At 64.7% G+C, this 14,342-nt stretch carries 16 protein-coding genes and 1 tRNA gene; 5 read left to right on the top strand and 12 right to left on the bottom strand.

The genetic code is table 11. The features are described 5' to 3' along the window. Nucleotides 1-12 precede the first annotated feature (12 nt). The 3 genes from B6V75_RS01120 to B6V75_RS01110 form a co-directional block, all read right to left on the bottom strand. Nucleotides 13-444, bottom strand: coding sequence for a glyoxalase superfamily protein (locus tag B6V75_RS01120; protein WP_075775039.1), 432 nt, complete (start codon nt 442-444; stop codon nt 13-15). A gap of 281 nt (nt 445-725) precedes the next feature. Further along, entirely contained in the window at nt 726-2,132 is a 1,407-nt protein-coding gene (gene glnA / locus B6V75_RS01115; protein ID WP_075775040.1) for a type I glutamate--ammonia ligase, read from the bottom strand. 71 nt (nt 2,133-2,203) lie between these two features. Then, complete coding sequence (locus tag B6V75_RS01110) at nt 2,204-2,542, bottom strand: P-II family nitrogen regulator (RefSeq protein ID WP_075775041.1); 339 nt, start codon at nt 2,540-2,542, stop codon at nt 2,204-2,206. Nucleotides 2,543-2,729: 187 nt separating this feature from the next. Between B6V75_RS01110 and B6V75_RS01105 the strand changes: the two genes are divergently transcribed. Next, nucleotides 2,730-4,307, top strand: a complete 1,578-nt coding sequence (locus B6V75_RS01105) for an NAD(P)H-hydrate dehydratase (protein WP_088718461.1) — start codon at nt 2,730-2,732, stop codon at nt 4,305-4,307. Nucleotides 4,308-4,383: 76 nt separating this feature from the next. Here the strand turns inward: B6V75_RS01105 and B6V75_RS01100 are convergent, their stop codons facing one another. After that, the gene (locus B6V75_RS01100) at nt 4,384-4,587 is read right to left on the bottom strand and encodes a hypothetical protein (protein ID WP_088718460.1); all 204 of its coding nucleotides are present in this window, start codon (nt 4,585-4,587) and stop codon (nt 4,384-4,386) included. A gap of 215 nt (nt 4,588-4,802) precedes the next feature. Here B6V75_RS01100 and B6V75_RS01095 point away from each other — a divergent pair, with 215 nt between their 5' ends. After that, on the top strand, nt 4,803-5,558 hold the full coding sequence (locus B6V75_RS01095) for a Crp/Fnr family transcriptional regulator (RefSeq protein ID WP_088718459.1): 756 nt from the start codon (nt 4,803-4,805) through the stop codon (nt 5,556-5,558). 6 nt (nt 5,559-5,564) lie between these two features. On the opposite strand, the gene B6V75_RS01090 is transcribed toward B6V75_RS01095, so the two are convergent. Further along, nucleotides 5,565-6,296 (bottom strand): Crp/Fnr family transcriptional regulator, encoded by a 732-nt coding sequence (locus B6V75_RS01090; RefSeq protein ID WP_088718458.1) that lies wholly within the window; start codon nt 6,294-6,296, stop codon nt 5,565-5,567. Nucleotides 6,297-6,506: 210 nt separating this feature from the next. Further along, nucleotides 6,507-7,046 carry a Hint domain-containing protein gene (locus B6V75_RS01085; protein ID WP_157771585.1) on the bottom strand — a complete coding sequence of 180 codons (540 nt, stop codon included), beginning with the start codon at nt 7,044-7,046 and terminating at the stop codon, nt 6,507-6,509. A 173-nt stretch (nt 7,047-7,219) separates the two neighbouring features. On the opposite strand from B6V75_RS01085, the gene B6V75_RS01080 reads away from it, so the two are divergent. From B6V75_RS01080 to tig, 3 genes are all read left to right on the top strand, one after another. Further along, a tRNA-Leu gene (locus tag B6V75_RS01080) sits at nt 7,220-7,303 on the top strand. 174 nt (nt 7,304-7,477) lie between these two features. After that, on the top strand, nt 7,478-8,356 hold the full coding sequence (locus B6V75_RS01075) for a hypothetical protein (RefSeq protein WP_146735097.1): 879 nt from the start codon (nt 7,478-7,480) through the stop codon (nt 8,354-8,356). A 514-nt stretch (nt 8,357-8,870) separates the two neighbouring features. Further along, a complete protein-coding gene (tig, locus tag B6V75_RS01070; RefSeq protein WP_088718456.1) occupies nt 8,871-10,199 on the top strand; it encodes a trigger factor in 1,329 nt (442 codons plus the stop codon). 97 nt (nt 10,200-10,296) lie between these two features. Here tig and B6V75_RS01065 read toward each other — a convergent pair whose 3' ends face one another. The 6 genes from B6V75_RS01065 to B6V75_RS01040 all read right to left on the bottom strand — a co-directional run bounded on the left by B6V75_RS01065 (nt 10,297) and on the right by B6V75_RS01040 (nt 14,326). Next, nucleotides 10,297-10,587 carry a hypothetical protein gene (locus tag B6V75_RS01065; protein ID WP_088718455.1) on the bottom strand — a complete coding sequence of 97 codons (291 nt, stop codon included), beginning with the start codon at nt 10,585-10,587 and terminating at the stop codon, nt 10,297-10,299. 83 nt (nt 10,588-10,670) lie between these two features. Further along, nucleotides 10,671-11,834 carry a YihY/virulence factor BrkB family protein gene (locus B6V75_RS01060; RefSeq protein WP_088718454.1) on the bottom strand — a complete coding sequence of 388 codons (1,164 nt, stop codon included), beginning with the start codon at nt 11,832-11,834 and terminating at the stop codon, nt 10,671-10,673. Nucleotides 11,835-12,041: 207 nt separating this feature from the next. Continuing rightward, the gene (gene rplI / locus B6V75_RS01055; protein ID WP_075775049.1) at nt 12,042-12,665 is read right to left on the bottom strand and encodes a 50S ribosomal protein L9; all 624 of its coding nucleotides are present in this window, start codon (nt 12,663-12,665) and stop codon (nt 12,042-12,044) included. 12 nt (nt 12,666-12,677) lie between these two features. After that, a complete protein-coding gene (gene rpsR / locus B6V75_RS01050; protein WP_038073027.1) occupies nt 12,678-12,902 on the bottom strand; it encodes a 30S ribosomal protein S18 in 225 nt (74 codons plus the stop codon). A gap of 22 nt (nt 12,903-12,924) precedes the next feature. After that, a complete protein-coding gene (gene rpsF, locus B6V75_RS01045; RefSeq protein ID WP_075775050.1) occupies nt 12,925-13,278 on the bottom strand; it encodes a 30S ribosomal protein S6 in 354 nt (117 codons plus the stop codon). 181 nt (nt 13,279-13,459) lie between these two features. After that, on the bottom strand, nt 13,460-14,326 hold the full coding sequence (locus B6V75_RS01040; protein WP_240496881.1) for a DUF1223 domain-containing protein: 867 nt from the start codon (nt 14,324-14,326) through the stop codon (nt 13,460-13,462). Nucleotides 14,327-14,342 lie beyond the last annotated feature (16 nt).

The raw sequence follows: 14,342 nt of genomic DNA, 5'->3' as shown, positions 1-14,342 counted from the left end.
CGCCCCTTCTCCTCAGTCCAGTTCGAGATGCGCGACCCCGTCGGAGCGCCGCCCGATCGAGCGCCCATCCGCGCCGATGGTCGCGCGCACGCGCCGCCGCATCGAGGAAAACGCAGCACTTTCAACGACATCCACCGGCTCGTCCAGCGCAATTTCGATGTCGTAATGGGTCTCGCCCTTGCGCCGCAGCGCATGGACGCGGCCGCTCACCGGATGGCCCAGATAGCGCCCGCGCACCGCATCGCCCAAGGCATAGCCCTTCGCGTGTGCAGCCGGTTCGGCACGTCGCAGCGCCGCCACCATCGTGTTCCAGTCGGCATGACCCGCCGCCTGCGCGGTCAACTCATACGCCTTCGACAGCGCAACCGGATTGCCCGCCTGCGCCATCGCCTCGGCCAGACGGCGCGCCTGCGCCTTTACGTCTTTCACTGCATTTACAGTCATCGTTTCGTCTCCACGGGGATGATCCACCGCTTCGGGGCCCGCATTGCCGAAGAGCCCCCGAAAGTAAGGAGAGCGATCGTGAACCGGATTTCACCAAGGGAAACGCCCCGCGGGCGGCAGGCATCCGGCAGCCAAGGCCGAGAGATGGGCGGCGCGGACGCATCTGTCAAGGGACGCAGCCTTACCCGGCGTCCAGCGATGCGAAAGCGCCATAGCAGACGCCCCGAATGCGAAAGGGGCGCCCGACCGGACGCCCCTTCCCATCACTGTCCCTCTCCCGTTCAGCAGGAGTAGTAGTACTTGTATTCCACCGGGTGGGGGGTGTGCTCGAACGCGTACACTTCTTCCCACTTCAGTGCGATGTAGCCCTCGATCTGGTCCTTGGTGAACACGTCACCGGCCAGCAGGAACTCGTGATCCTTCTCGAGCGTCTCGAGCGCTTCACGCAGCGAGGCGCAAACGGTCGGGATCGAGGCCAGTTCTTCCGGCGGCAGATCGTAGAGATCCTTGTCCGAGGACGGGCCCGGATCGATCTTGTTCTTGATGCCGTCGAGGCCGGCCATCAGCAGAGCCGAGAAGCACAGATAGGGGTTCGCCGACGGATCGGGGAAACGGGCTTCGACGCGCTTTGCCTTGGGGGATTCCGCCCACGGAATACGGACACAACCCGAGCGGTTGCGGGCCGAGTAGGCGCGCAGAACCGGAGCCTCGAAGCCCGGGATCAGACGCTTGTAGGAGTTGGTCGACGGGTTGGTGAAGGCGTTGAGCGACTTCGCGTGCTTCAGGATACCGCCGATGAACCACAGGGCTTCCTGCGACAGGTCAGCGTATTTGTCGCCTGCAAACAGCGGCTTGCCGTCTTTCCAGATCGACATGTTCACGTGCATGCCGGTGCCGTTGTCGCCGGTGATCGGCTTCGGCATGAAGGTCGCCGATTTGCCATAGGCATGCGCCACGTTGTGGATGACGTACTTGTACTTCTGGATGTCGTCGGCCTGCTTGGTCAGCGTCCCGAAGATCAGGCCCAGCTCGTGCTGGCACGAGGCCACTTCGTGGTGGTGCTTGTCGACCTTCATGCCCATGCGCTTCATGGTCGAGAGCATTTCCGAACGCAGGTCCTGCGCGTCATCCACCGGGTTGACCGGGAAGTAGCCGCCCTTGACGCCCGGACGATGGCCCATGTTGCCCATCTCGTAATCGGTGTCGGTGTTCCACGCCGCGTCGATCGCGTCGACCTCGTAGGAGACCTTGTTCATCGAGACCGAGAACTTCACGTCGTCGAACAGGAAGAATTCCGCTTCCGGACCGAAGAAGGCCGTATCACCGATGCCCGAGGCAACGAGATAGGCTTCGGCCTTCTCAGCGGTGCCGCGCGGGTCGCGGGCATAGGGCTCGCCGGTGTCGGGCTCGACCACGGTGCAGTGCACGCACATGGTCTTCTCGGCGTAGAAGGGGTCGATATAGACCGAGGACGCGTCCGGGATCAGTTTCATGTCGGACTGATCGATCGACTTCCAGCCGGCGATCGAGGAGCCGTCGAACATGAAGCCTTCTTCGAAGAAATCTTCGTCCACTTCGGTATGCATCAGCGTCACGTGCTGCAGCTTGCCGCGCGGATCGGTGAAGCGCACGTCGACGTATTCGACGTCTTCGTCCTTCATCAGTTTGAGAGCGTCCTTGATGCTCATGTCACATTACCCTTTCGTTGAGCTTGGGTTGTCCCTGGACCCGCAACGGGGTCCGCCGGGAATGCCGGAGGTTACAGCGCGTCGTCGCCCGACTCGCCGGTGCGGATACGGATCGCCTGCTCCATCGGAGAGACGAAGATCTTGCCGTCGCCGATCTTCTCGGTGCGCGCGGCGTTCGTGATCGCCTCGATGGCGGCGTCGACGAGATCGTCGGGCAGCACCATCTCGATCTTCACCTTGGGCAGGAAATCCACGACATATTCGGCGCCGCGATAAAGCTCGGTATGGCCCTTCTGGCGTCCGAACCCTTTCACCTCGATCACCGAAAGGCCCTGAATCCCAACTTCCTGAAGCGCTTCCTTCACTTCATCGAGTTTGAAGGGCTTGATGATCGCCTCCACCTTTTTCATGCCGCCGACTCCTCCGTCAGGTCTTCGTTCCGACCCCCTCAGACCACTTTCCCAAAGCCCCCGCAATCGGCTAGGCTGGCGGAGCGCGGTTTTGAGGTCGGATATCCGAAAAGCGCGCCCGCAATTCGTGCAAGTAGCACAAAAATGCAGCAGTTTGAAAACGATTCCTTCGAAGACCCCGGGGACCATGCCTGAAATCCTGACCGCCAGCCAAATGCGCGAACACGAACAGACCGAGATCGCGCGCGGCGCGGTCACGGGGCTCGAGCTGATGGAGCGTGCCGGGGAAAGCGTGGTCACGGCGATTTTCTCGCGTTGGTCCGATCCGGGGCCTGCTCAGGCTGTGGTGCTGTGCGGGCCGGGCAATAATGGCGGCGACGGCTACGTGATCGCGCGCCTGCTGGCCGCGCGCGGCTGGGGTATCGCCTGTTACGCCTATGGCGATCCGGCTCGTCTGCCCCCCGATGCGAAGGCCAATCACGACCGCTGGGCGCAGATCGGGGACGTGCTGCCATGGGACGATGCTGCGATCGAAGGCCGCATCGACGATATGGAGAGCGGGCTGGTGATCGACGCGCTGTTCGGCACCGGCCTGACCCGTCAGATGCCCGAGGACACGGCGAAGACATGGCGCGGGATCTATCCGCGGCGCTTTTCCAATCCCTCGGGACCGCGTCCGCATTTCATCGCCGTCGATATCCCCAGCGGCATCTCCTCGGATAGCGGGCGCAATCTCGGGGGGGCATTCCCTGCCGACCTGACGGTCAGTTTCCACCGCGCGAAATGCGGCCATTACCTCGATCCGTCCGACGGGCCCGACCGCCCCGGCGGTGGCGCCTCGATGCGCGGTGCGCTGGTGGTCGCCGATATCGGCCTGCCGCAGGATACGATCCCCGCGGCTGCGCGGCTGATCGACCGCCCCTCGAATTTCCTGATGAAGCGGACGGGCCACAAGTTCAGCCACGGCCACGCGCTGGTCCTGTCGGGTGGCGCAGGCAAAGGCGGCGCTGCGCGGATGGCTGCGCGCGCGGCTCTGCGGATCGGCGCGGGGCTGGTGACGCTGGCCTGCCCGCCCAAGGCGCTGGCCGAGAACGCCGCCCATCTCGACGCGATCATGCTGAGCGCCCTGCCCGACGCCTATAGCCTGCGCGGGATGCTGGGCGATGAGCGCCTCAACGCGCTCTGCCTCGGGCCCGGTCTGGGCATGTCCCGCGCACAGGAGATGGTGCCGGCGGCGCTTTGGGGCAAACGCGCGACGGTGCTCGATGCCGATGCGCTCAGCGCCTTTTCCTACGACCCGAGCCTGCTCTTCGGCCAGCTCCACGAGGCCTGCGTGCTGACCCCGCATCCGGGCGAGTTCAAACGGCTCTTTCCCGATCTGACCGAAAAGCTGTCAGGCGACGATCCGACCTATTCCAAACTGGACGCCACCCGCGAGGCGGCTGCGCGCGCGGGCTGCACGGTGCTGCTCAAAGGGGCGGACACCGCGATCGCGGCACCGGACGGGCGCGTGGCGCTGCATTCGGCGACGCAGGACCGTGCGGCCCCGTGGCTCGCGACGGCGGGCGCGGGCGATGTGCTGGCGGGGCTGATCGCGGGGCTGCTTGCGCGCGGGTTCCAACCGTTCGACGCCGCGACCACTGCGGCATGGCTTCATGTCGAGGCGGCACGCAGCTTCGGTCCGGGTCTGATCGCCGAAGACCTGCCCGAAGAACTCCCGAAAGTGTTGCGCGCCCTGATGGCGCGGGACGCTGACCGCGACTGAGCCGCGCCGTCGGGGGGCACGCGGCGCGAAAGTTTCGGGCGGCGAAAGGCAGAGGCCCCTCGCCGCCCCTTGCAGCTTATTGCGCCATCTGCTCGCGCGATTGGTTCTGGTTTCCGTTGCGCGCGCCCGGTGCCGTGTCCGTCGCATCCGCCGGAGCGGTGGCCGGGGCCGCCATGGCGGCTTCGGGAGTGTCGACTGCGTCGGTCCCAGCGGGCCCCGTCATCATATCGCACCCGGCCAGAGCGGCGGTCGCGCCCAGAATGATAAGCCAGTTCTTCATCCGTCTCTCCTTTTGTTGCAGTTCATCTAAGCTCCAATCCGCGGCGCGATTCCTTGATGTTGATCAACGTGCTAGGCGCATAGCGCGAATTTCCTGCAACTTCGTGTGGAAAGACGCTGAAAAGGCTGGCGCAACACGGTTTTTCGCCCCCGCGGCCCTCGCATCCGAACCTCACCCCGACTAAGCTCTCCCCTGCGACAGGGAGACGAGACGCGATGATCGAACACTCGAAGTCCGGAAAGCGGATCGAGATAGAGGGCGTAGTGGCGCAGGGCAAATTGCAGCGTCTGCTGGACGCGCTGCCGCCGGAGCTGCGCACCGAGATGATACCGCTCTGGCAGAGTATCCGTTTCGCGCCGGGCGACGTGCTGATCGAGGATGGCGAAGTCGCCGACCGGATCGGCTTCGTCGCGGACGGGTTTCTCGCGATGTCGAAAACGCTGCAGGATCAGCATCGCCACATCATCGGGCTGATCACGCCGTCCGACATGTTCGGACGCGCCTTCAACGGCCCGTCGGGCTACCGGATCGAGGCGCTCAGCGATGGCGCGGTCCTGACCTGCGACCGGCAGAAATTCGAAGCGATCCTCGCGCGTTCGCACGCGGCGGAGCGGCTGTTCCTGCTGAGCATCCTCGACGAGCTCGACGCGGCGCGCGAATGGGTGATGGTGCTCGGCAGTTCGAAAGTCGTCGAGCGGCTCGCCTCGCTCCTGATCATCCTGAGCCGCCACAAATACCGCACTCTCGAAAGCTGCGCGCGGGACAACATCCGGCTCGGCCTGCATATCCATATCAAGCGGGTCGATATCGCCCATTTGCTGGGCACCTCGCCTGAATCGCTGAGCCGGGCGTTTCATCAGCTCGAACGCGAGGGCGCGATCCGGATCGTTACACCCTACGATATCGAGATCTCGAATCTCGGAACGCTCGTCGATATTTCCGGCAATTCGCTGGAGATGCGCGACGCCTGAGCGCACTCAGCTCGCCAGAAGCTCCTCCAGCCCCGCGGCCAGCGCGTCGAGATCGTTGAGCCGGAACTGGCGGGTGTTCAGGATGTCGATCAGCCCGTCCTTCTGGAACTGGTGCAGAGACCGGCTGACGGTCTCCTGCGTCGTGGCGAGCAGATCGGCGATGTCCTGACGCGGCAGCAGCATGGTCAAGACGCCGCCGCCATCGGGCAAGGCCTGCCAAGGCATGATATGGCGCGACAGCAGAAGAAGCGCGCGCAGCCGCGCCGCCGGCGCGAAGGCGCCGAGAAGCCAGCTCAACCGCCGCGCCTTCTCGACCCAGCTTTCCGCCTGACGGCACAGCGCCCGGCGCAGTTCGGGCTCCTGATCGATGAGCTGCGCGAAAGTCGCGGCTTCGAAGAGACACAGATCCGTATCGATCACCGCTTCGATCGCTGTGTCCCGATGGCCGTTGAGAAGCTGGCCGATGCTATCGCCCGGGCTGACCAGACCGGTGATCTTGCGCCGCCCGGCGAGCGAATGACTCTGCATCCGCAGCATGCCGCGTTGCACCAGCGCGATGTGCTCGCAGCTGACGTCTTCTTCGCAGAGCCGCTCATTGGCCGCGCAGGAAATCTTGCGCGCCCGTTCGGCGACCCTCGCCAGAGCACGATCCGATAGGGATCCGCAGACACCTTGGTTGCGAGCGGTGCAACCCGCGCAATGCAAGATTGCCTCTGCATTTCGCAAAGGTGCCGTCATCGCAATCTCCAAAAGGGTTTACCCACACTCTTCGCAGCCACGCTGCGCACTCGTCCTCTGGTGCACGATCGAGCTAAGCAAATGACATACGCCCCTGTCAACACACGCGCTTGATCGTGAGCGGTAGCATCGAAATGCTACCAAGAATGTGACGGCGAAGCGCATCACCCCCCTTGATACCGGCGGATATCGGTCGAAATCGCGTGCGGATCAGGCCTCGACGCCTGCGACCGCGGCGGCCATTTCCACGCCATCGACATAGATCACCTCGGGCGTCTCGAATTCCAGCACAAAGAGCCGCGCGCGACCTTGCCCCAGCGTGACATAATGCCCGTCGACGACCGATTGCGCAGGCAGAAGCGCCTCGCGCTTGCCGTAGATCACCTGCACCCGCCAGTCGCGCATCATCAACTGCGCGCCCTGTGCGATGATGAGCGGCGCGCCGGGGCGATCATGGCCAAGCGCGCCGGGCGAGATGCGGATCAGCGCGCCCACGTAATCGCCGGCCCGCAGCGCCTTGAGCCTGCAGGTCCCGCTACGGGTCACGATCCGGTCGCCGGGCTCGAGAAACTCCACGGGAATCGCTCCGTCCAGCGTGTAGACCCGTGCCCCGGCGGCGATCCCGGCGCTGAGATCCGGCTTCGGTTTGCGCATCTCCAAAGGCGAGGTGCGCGCTGCCACCTCCGGACCGGCCGGGCCCGGCAGAGCGTGACGCGGATTGGATTCGATGATCTGGCGGAGCATGGCCATGCCATTCCCCCGCCGTGGTGCCTGTCCCATGGCGATACCTGCTCTTGCCCACTCGTAACCTCGGCCTCTGGCGTGCCGTTGCGTAAAGGCTAACTCTCACCAACGCGTTAAGACGAGCAAAATCGCATCTTCCTCTTTCCGTACCCGCAAGCTGTTGCTATTACGCCCCTGATGCGGGTGTGGCGGAACTGGTAGACGCACCAGATTTAGGTTCTGGCGCCTTTGGCGTGGGGGTTCGAGTCCCTTCACCCGCACCACTCCCAACCTCCGGAATTTCCTACCATACCCTCGCCTTCTCCCGCGTGCACGCTAGTTTAAGATGGCTGCGCGGGCGGAATTGCCCCGCTTGGATGACCGAATGCGTGGGAGAGGTGATGGTCGAAAGCCCGCAAACACCGCCTCGGCGGCCAGTCGAAGACACGTCGCCGGGCTTGGATTCGCAGACATCCCTTCCCATCCGCTGGCTCACCCGCGACACGATCGCCACCGATCCGAATTTCTTCGCCGCGCAGCAGGCGGTGGCGGCAATGCTGCTCGACGTGCAGGCGCAGACACCGCGGATCGCGCGCCACATGGCTTCGCATCGGCGCTGGCTCGTGAGCCAGACCAGTTTCGCGCTGGCGATGAGGGCGAAGATGGAGCCCGGCGCGCCGGAACTGACGCCGGGACGGCTTCTCGCGGCGCTGACGCCTCATGTCGAGATCAACCGCAAGACGCTGAGCCAGTATCTGGGCGAGATGGAGGCGCATGGGCTGCTCGCCCCGCCGGACGAGCACAAAGGCGACGGGCGGCTGCGCCCCGTGACCACCACGCCCCTGGCAGAGCAAGGGATGCGGCGTTGGTGCGAGGGCCACCTGCACTGTCTCGATATCCTTGATGGCGGCGCGCGGCTGGACGCGGCCCGGCGCGACCCCGACCTCGCCTTCGCGATGCAGCGGCAGATGGTCGAGATCATCCGGGTCGATCCCGAATGGCACGCCCCGCCCGCGGCGATGGCGCATTTCCTCGGCTCCGACACGGGCGGGATGATGCTGCATGCGCTCACGCGGATGCTGCGAGATCTGCGCGAAACGGACGGGCGCATCTATCTCGAACGGGTCAGCATCGCCGATTTCGCCGCGCAGTTCCTGATCTCGGTCTCGAAGATCAAGCGCATGGTCCAGAAAGCCGAAGAGGCGGGCAACCTGGGATGGGAAGAGCCGCGCCGACGCGGCAGGCTCTGGCTCTCGCCCGATTTCATCCGCGCCCACTTCCGCCGGCAGGCAGTGAAGTTCGAAGCGGTCGAGCGCGCCTATCGCGCTGTCGCGTGAAAGTCACAGGCGGGTTGCGCGGGCGGGTGACGGGCGATCTGTCCGAAAATGACCGCTGAATTTCAAACACTTCTCGGTTAGGCTTACCTCTCGGGAAGATCGTGTCATTCTCGCTTCGGATCCGCGAACAAGGGGGCGGATCCTCCGAAGCGGCGGAAGATCACGACGGCGCGCCGGTTTGGCGCAATCCCGATTTCGCGGCCGGAGCGACTTCGTGGGGTGGTGCGCCCCGGCCGCAGCTTTCCGAGCCCGCGCGCACCAGACGTTCATCGCATCGCCCGCCGCGCCAACCGCGGCACCTTCCTCCGTCGCGTCAGCGCCCCCCTGCCCGCTCCCTATCCCGGGTTCCCGCCCTCGCCCACGCGTACACCCTGCCCGGGCGTCATTTCACCGCTCGCAGGCCGCTCTGCGGCCCCTTTTCGCCTTGCCACCATGGCTGAGGCTCAATAGAAGGACGCCTGAAATTCGAGAACCGGCCGCGATCCGCGCGGCGCCCAGAGACAAAGGACAAACCATGCAGGTCACCGAGACCCAGAACGACGGCCTCAAGCGCGGCTACGAGATCACCATCACCGCCAAGGAACTCGACGAGAAGGTCACCGCGAAGCTTTCCGAAGCGCAGCCCGAGATCGAGATGAAGGGCTTCCGCAAGGGTAAGGTGCCGATGGCGATGCTGCGCAAGCAATTCGGCCCGCGCATCCTCGGCGAAGCGATGCAGGAATCGGTCGACGGCGCGATGAGCGAGCATTTCGACAAGACCGGCGACCGCCCCGCGATGCAGCCGAAGATCGAGATGAAAGACGGCGAGAACTGGAAAGAGGGTGACGACGTGGTCGTGACCGTCGAGTACGAAGCGCTGCCCGACATCCCGGACGTCGATCTTTCGGGCGTCAAGCTCGAGCGTCTGGTCGTGAAGGCCAACGAAGGTGAAGTGAACGAAGCGCTGGAAAGCCTCGCGGCAACCGCGAAGAACTTCGAAGCCAAGGATGGCAAGGCCGAGAACGGCGATCAGGTCGTGATCGACTTCGAAGGCTTCGTCGACGGTGAAGCGTTCGAAGGCGGCAAGGGCGAAGGCTACCCGCTGGAGCTCGGCTCGGGCTCGTTCATCCCCGGCTTCGAGGAGCAACTCGTTGGCGCGAAAGCCGGTGACGACGTCGAAGTGACCGTGAAATTCCCCGAGGAATACGGTGCGGAGCATCTCGCGGGCAAGGAAGCGATGTTCAAGTGCAAGGTCCACGAAGTGAAGGCGCCGAAGGCTGCCGAGATCAACGACGAGATGGCCAAGCAGTTCGGTGCCGAAGACCTCGCCGCGCTGAAAGCGCAAGTCGCCGAGCGTCTCGAAGCCGAGTACCAGGGCGCCGCACGTCAGGTGATGAAGCGCGGCCTGCTCGACCAGCTCGACGATCAGGTGAAGTTCGACCTGCCCCCCTCGCTCGTGGAAGCCGAGGCCAAGCAGATCGCGCACCAGCTCTATCACGAAGAGAACCCGGACGATCACGGCCATGACCACGGCGAGATCGAGACCACCGAGGAGCACACCACCCTCGCCGAGCGCCGCGTGCGTCTTGGCCTGCTGCTCGCCGAAATCGGCCGCAAGCAGGAGATCGAGGTCTCCGACGCCGAGATGACGCAGGCGATCATGAACCAGGCACGTCAGTACCCGGGTCAGGAGCGCGCCTTCTTCGAATTCGTGCAGCAGAACCCGCAGATGCAGCAGCAGCTGCGCGCGCCGATCTTCGAAGACAAGGTCGTCGATTACATTGCCGGTGAAGCCAAGGTGGACGACAAGGAAGTCACCAAGGAAGAGCTGCAGAAAGAGATCGAGAAGCTCGACGAGCTGTGATCTCCGGGCGCTCAGCCCAAAATTAGCGAAGGCCGCCTTTCGGGGCGGCCTTTTGCGTTTCCGGGCGTGGACCGGCGCGGAGCGCGGTCGCGCCGCATCACTCTGCGCCCGGCACCTTCAGGAATTTCGCGCTCGGAATCAGCGAGGGCAGCCCGGTCGCGGTCGCCACGTCGCGCAGGGTCTGCGCGGCCCGGTCGACCTGCAGGGACGCCGTGCGTTCCGCCGCCGGGTTGCCGGGTTCGATCCGGTCATGGATCGCGCTGCGCAGTACCTCGCCCACCGAGGCAAGCCGGTCGCGCGCGCCCTCGGGATCGTGCAGGTACAAAAGCCCTCCGGTCACGAGGATCGTGTGGGTCAGCGCGAAGTGGAGGATCGAAAACAGCCGCATCTCGGGGCCTCTTCAGGTTGCTTGCCCTCCGAGGATTCCCTGCAAAAGCGGCGAATTTTGGGCCCGCTTCGGGCCAGCCGCGCTCAGCGTTTGCGCGAGGGCGCGGGCGCCACGGCATCGGCCACTGCCGCGTTGCGCGCGCCCAAGGGAAGCGGCGCGCCAATGGTGCTGTCCTTCGCCGTCTGATGCTCTGCCTCGGAGTTGATCTCCGCGCCCACCAACACCGCCGTCGTCGAAAGCCAGATCCACATCATCAGCACCACCACCGCGCCGATCGAGCCATAGGTGCTCGAGTAATTCGCGAAGTTCGAGGTGTAGAAGGAGAACGCCGCCGAGACGATCAGCAGGAGCAGCGAGGCAACGATCGCCCCCGGGACGACCCAGATCCAGCGCGGCGCGTTGCGCGCGGGCGCGTAGCGATAGAGAAGCATCAGCATCCCCATCAGCACCAGTGCCATCACCGGCCAGCGTCCCCAGCGCAGCACCGCGTCGAAGGCGCCGCCGAGCGGGATGAAATCCAGCGCGACCGGCAGCACCGCCGCCACGAGGATCAGCGCACAGACCATCACGACCCCGGTAATCGTCATGCCCAGCCCGAAGAGATTGAGCTGCACGAAGCTCCGCCGCTCCCTCTCGCCATAAGCCACGTTGAGCGCCCCGATGATCGCCTTCACACCGCCATTAGCCGACCAGAGTGCCAGCAGAATGCCGAAGATCGAAGCGAGACCGAGTGCGTTGGAACTCGACCCGATCAACTGCTCGAGTTGGGTGCGGATCAGGCTCAGCGCCTCGGGCGGGACGACGTTCTTCAGCGCGTCAAGATCCTGCAGCATGGTCTGGCGGTCCGCGAAAATGCCGTAGATCGAGACGGTTGCGGTCAAGGCCGGGAACAGCGCGAGCAGCGCGTAGAAGGTCACGCCCGCCGCCACGGCCAGCACGCGATCCTCGTCGATCTGGCCATAGGCGCGCGCAACGATGGCCTTCCAGCCTGCGCGGGGGATTGCGAAGGGGCTTTCTGCCTGACGTCCTAGCGCGCGATCGGCGGGCCGGTCGTAGCGGTCGGTGCGGGTGGCGGGAATATGCCGCGCACTGCGGCCTTCGGTCGGGCCGTGGATCGCGGCCTGCCGATCCTCCTGATAACGCCGCCACATGAGGTAGGCGCCGAAGCCCAGAAGCCCCGCCTGAACGAGCCTGTCGCGTGTGCTGGATGTCGCGTCGCGTGGGCTTCGCCCCGGTCGTTTCGTCATGCGCGCCCCCTGTTTTCAAAGCTCTGTAGGCTATTTAGGGGCCAACGCCGGATTGCGGTACGCGGTTCCGGGATCTGCGCCGCGCGCCTCGGCCCCAATATGTCTTTAGACATAATTCGCCGAACCATCCGCACAGGCAAGCACGAAAAAACCGCGCCCCGGAAGGCGCGGTTCTCTGTCTTTCGACTGAAGGGTCTAAGCGACCGATCAGGCGTTGTTGTCGTCTTCGGCCGACTCCGGGGTGGCAACGGGGCCGCCCTCGTCGTCGTCGGAGGTCGCGCCGCCGATATCGTCGAACAGTTCGGCGATCTCGAATTCGGCCGCAGCCTCTTCCTCGGCCGCCACGTCCTGGATCGACTTGCCCGACGCCTGCAGCTCGGCCTCTTCGGGCGAACGTGCGACGTTGAGCTTGATCTCGGCGACGACTTCGGGGTGCAGGTGCACTTCGACGTCATGCAGGCCGAGAACCTTGATCGGCTGGCGGATGATGACCTGCTTGCGGTCGACCGAGAAGCCCTGCTCGGAGGCGATGTTCGCCGCGTCACGGGTGGTGACCGAACCGTAGAGGTTGCCGCCGTCCGAGGCCGAACGGATCACGACGAAGGTCTCGCCGTCGAGCTTCGACGCCAGAGCTTCGGCTTCTTTCTTGGTTTCGAGGTTGCGTGCCTCGAGCTGGGCCTTGCGCTCTTCGAAAGCTTTGATGTTGCCTTCGTTGGCGCGCAGCGCCTTGCCCTGCGGCAGCAGGTAGTTGCGGCCGAAGCCGTCCTTGACGGTGACGACGTCACCCATCTGGCCGAGCTTGGCCACGCGTTCGAGAAGGATCACTTCCATCGGTCGGTCTCCTTATTTCACGGCGTAGGGGAGCAGGGCGAGGAAACGGGCGCGCTTGATTGCGCGGGCCAGTTCACGCTGCTTCTTCGCCGAGACGGCGGTGATGCGGGCGGGGACGATCTTGCCGCGCTCAGAGATGTAGCGCTGCAGAAGACGGGTGTCCTTGTAGTCGATCTTCGGCGCGTTCTCACCCGAGAACGGGCAGACCTTGCGACGGCGGAAAAACGGTTTTGCCATGGTGTCTACTCCTGTCTACCGATCAACGGCGCTCGCGACGGTTGTCGCGCTCGTCGCGTTTCTGCATCTGGACCGAGGGGCCCTCTTCGTGCTCGTCGACCTTGATGGTCATGACGCGCATCACGTCGTCGTGCAGACGGGCCAGACGCTCCATTTCCTGCACGGCGGCCGACGGGGCGTCGGTGCGCAGGTAGGCGTAGTGACCCTTGCGGTTCTTGTTGATCTTGTAGGCCATGGTCTTCACGCCCCAGTACTCGGAATCGACGACTTTGCCGCCGTTGTCCGACAGGACCGTGGAGAAATGTTCGACAAGGCCTTCGGCCTGCGCGTTGGACAGATCCTGACGCGCGATGAGGACATGCTCGTAAAGCGGCATGCGAACTCCTGTATTTCGAGGCGGCTTCAACGTTGGGCGATGATACTTCCGCATCCCAACACGAGAGGCTCCGCCGGTTCATAGCAAACGCGGAAGATGCGGCCTTATACGGGATGGGCGCAGGGATGCAAGGAAAAATCCGGGGGCCTGCGGGGCGCATTTGCGCCCTGCCCTGCCCGGCTCAGTCCAGCTCACCCGCGGCGAGGATGGGACCGGGCAGCGGGCCATGTTCGCTCGCCAGGGATTCCTGAACGATCACCACGGCGGGCGCGTCCCCGTCGACATCGACCGAGAGCGTAACCGGCTTGCGCCCGTCCCATTCGGCGATTCCGGTCAGGCTGGTGACGATGTTCTTGTAGGTCACCGTGCGCCCGGCATTCTCGCCGCGCAGGATGTCGACCGTGGCGGAAGGCTTGTAGCGCACGAGCTGCACCATTGCGGGCGTCTCCAGCGCGTCGACCGGGGTCAGCTCGATCTCGTAATGATCGCCCTCACCGGTGATCTTCAGATCGACCTCGGGATGGACATCGGTCTCGCGCAGGATCGCATTGTTGAGCGCCGCTTTCTGCGGTCCGACCAGCGTCTCGCGGCCGGCGATGATCATCTGCGGCGTGTAGACCGTGCGCTCACCGGCGGCGATCGCATAGGATTTCTGGCGCGCGGAGAATTCCGGCTTTCCGAAGGGATCCTTCCAGCCGAGGTAGTCCCAGTAGTCGACATGCAACGCCAGCGCGATCACGTCGTCGCGGTCGGCAAGCTCCTTGAGAAGCGCGTCCGCCGGCGGGCAGGACGAACAACCCTGCGAGGTATAAAGCTCGACCACGACGGGGTTTTTCTCCTCGTCGTCATTCGGGTCGGGATTCGCGGGCGCAGCCTTGGCGGAGGGCTCGGATTTGGCAGGCGCCATCTGATCGAGCAGCGCCCCGGACGCATCGAGACGCATCCCAGGCGGCGCATCTGCCGCCCCTTGCGCACAAGCGATTACCGCGGAGCTGACCAGCCCCACGGCACATGCAGCTCCGATCGCGGTCAAACGTCCTGCGCGCACTCGAAAAATTCTCCTC

The sequence above is a fragment of the Thioclava sp. F1Mire-8 genome (assembly GCF_002213165.1).
GTDB lineage: Bacteria > Pseudomonadota > Alphaproteobacteria > Rhodobacterales > Rhodobacteraceae > Thioclava > Thioclava nitratireducens.
The sequence above is the reverse complement of the archived record's forward strand: the minus strand, read 5'-3'. Positions and strand labels throughout refer to the sequence as shown.

What these genes read in the sequence shown, in the direction of transcription:
- B6V75_RS01120 (WP_075775039.1), bottom strand. Translation starts at nt 444, where the DNA reads ATGACTGTAAATGCAGTGAAAGACGTAAAGGCGCAGGCGCGCCGTCTG.
- glnA (WP_075775040.1), bottom strand. Translation starts at nt 2,132, where the DNA reads ATGAGCATCAAGGACGCTCTCAAACTGATGAAGGACGAAGACGTCGAA.
- B6V75_RS01110 (WP_075775041.1), bottom strand. Translation starts at nt 2,542, where the DNA reads ATGAAAAAGGTGGAGGCGATCATCAAGCCCTTCAAACTCGATGAAGTG.
- B6V75_RS01105 (WP_088718461.1), top strand. Translation starts at nt 2,730, where the DNA reads ATGCCTGAAATCCTGACCGCCAGCCAAATGCGCGAACACGAACAGACC.
- B6V75_RS01100 (WP_088718460.1), bottom strand. Translation starts at nt 4,587, where the DNA reads ATGAAGAACTGGCTTATCATTCTGGGCGCGACCGCCGCTCTGGCCGGG.
- B6V75_RS01095 (WP_088718459.1), top strand. Translation starts at nt 4,803, where the DNA reads ATGATCGAACACTCGAAGTCCGGAAAGCGGATCGAGATAGAGGGCGTA.
- B6V75_RS01090 (WP_088718458.1), bottom strand. Translation starts at nt 6,296, where the DNA reads ATGACGGCACCTTTGCGAAATGCAGAGGCAATCTTGCATTGCGCGGGT.
- B6V75_RS01085 (WP_157771585.1), bottom strand. Translation starts at nt 7,046, where the DNA reads ATGGCCATGCTCCGCCAGATCATCGAATCCAATCCGCGTCACGCTCTG.
- tig (WP_088718456.1), top strand. Translation starts at nt 8,871, where the DNA reads ATGCAGGTCACCGAGACCCAGAACGACGGCCTCAAGCGCGGCTACGAG.
- B6V75_RS01065 (WP_088718455.1), bottom strand. Translation starts at nt 10,587, where the DNA reads ATGCGGCTGTTTTCGATCCTCCACTTCGCGCTGACCCACACGATCCTC.
- B6V75_RS01060 (WP_088718454.1), bottom strand. Translation starts at nt 11,834, where the DNA reads ATGACGAAACGACCGGGGCGAAGCCCACGCGACGCGACATCCAGCACA.
- rplI (WP_075775049.1), bottom strand. Translation starts at nt 12,665, where the DNA reads ATGGAAGTGATCCTTCTCGAACGCGTGGCCAAGCTCGGCCAGATGGGT.
- rpsR (WP_038073027.1), bottom strand. Translation starts at nt 12,902, where the DNA reads ATGGCAAAACCGTTTTTCCGCCGTCGCAAGGTCTGCCCGTTCTCGGGT.
- rpsF (WP_075775050.1), bottom strand. Translation starts at nt 13,278, where the DNA reads ATGCCGCTTTACGAGCATGTCCTCATCGCGCGTCAGGATCTGTCCAAC.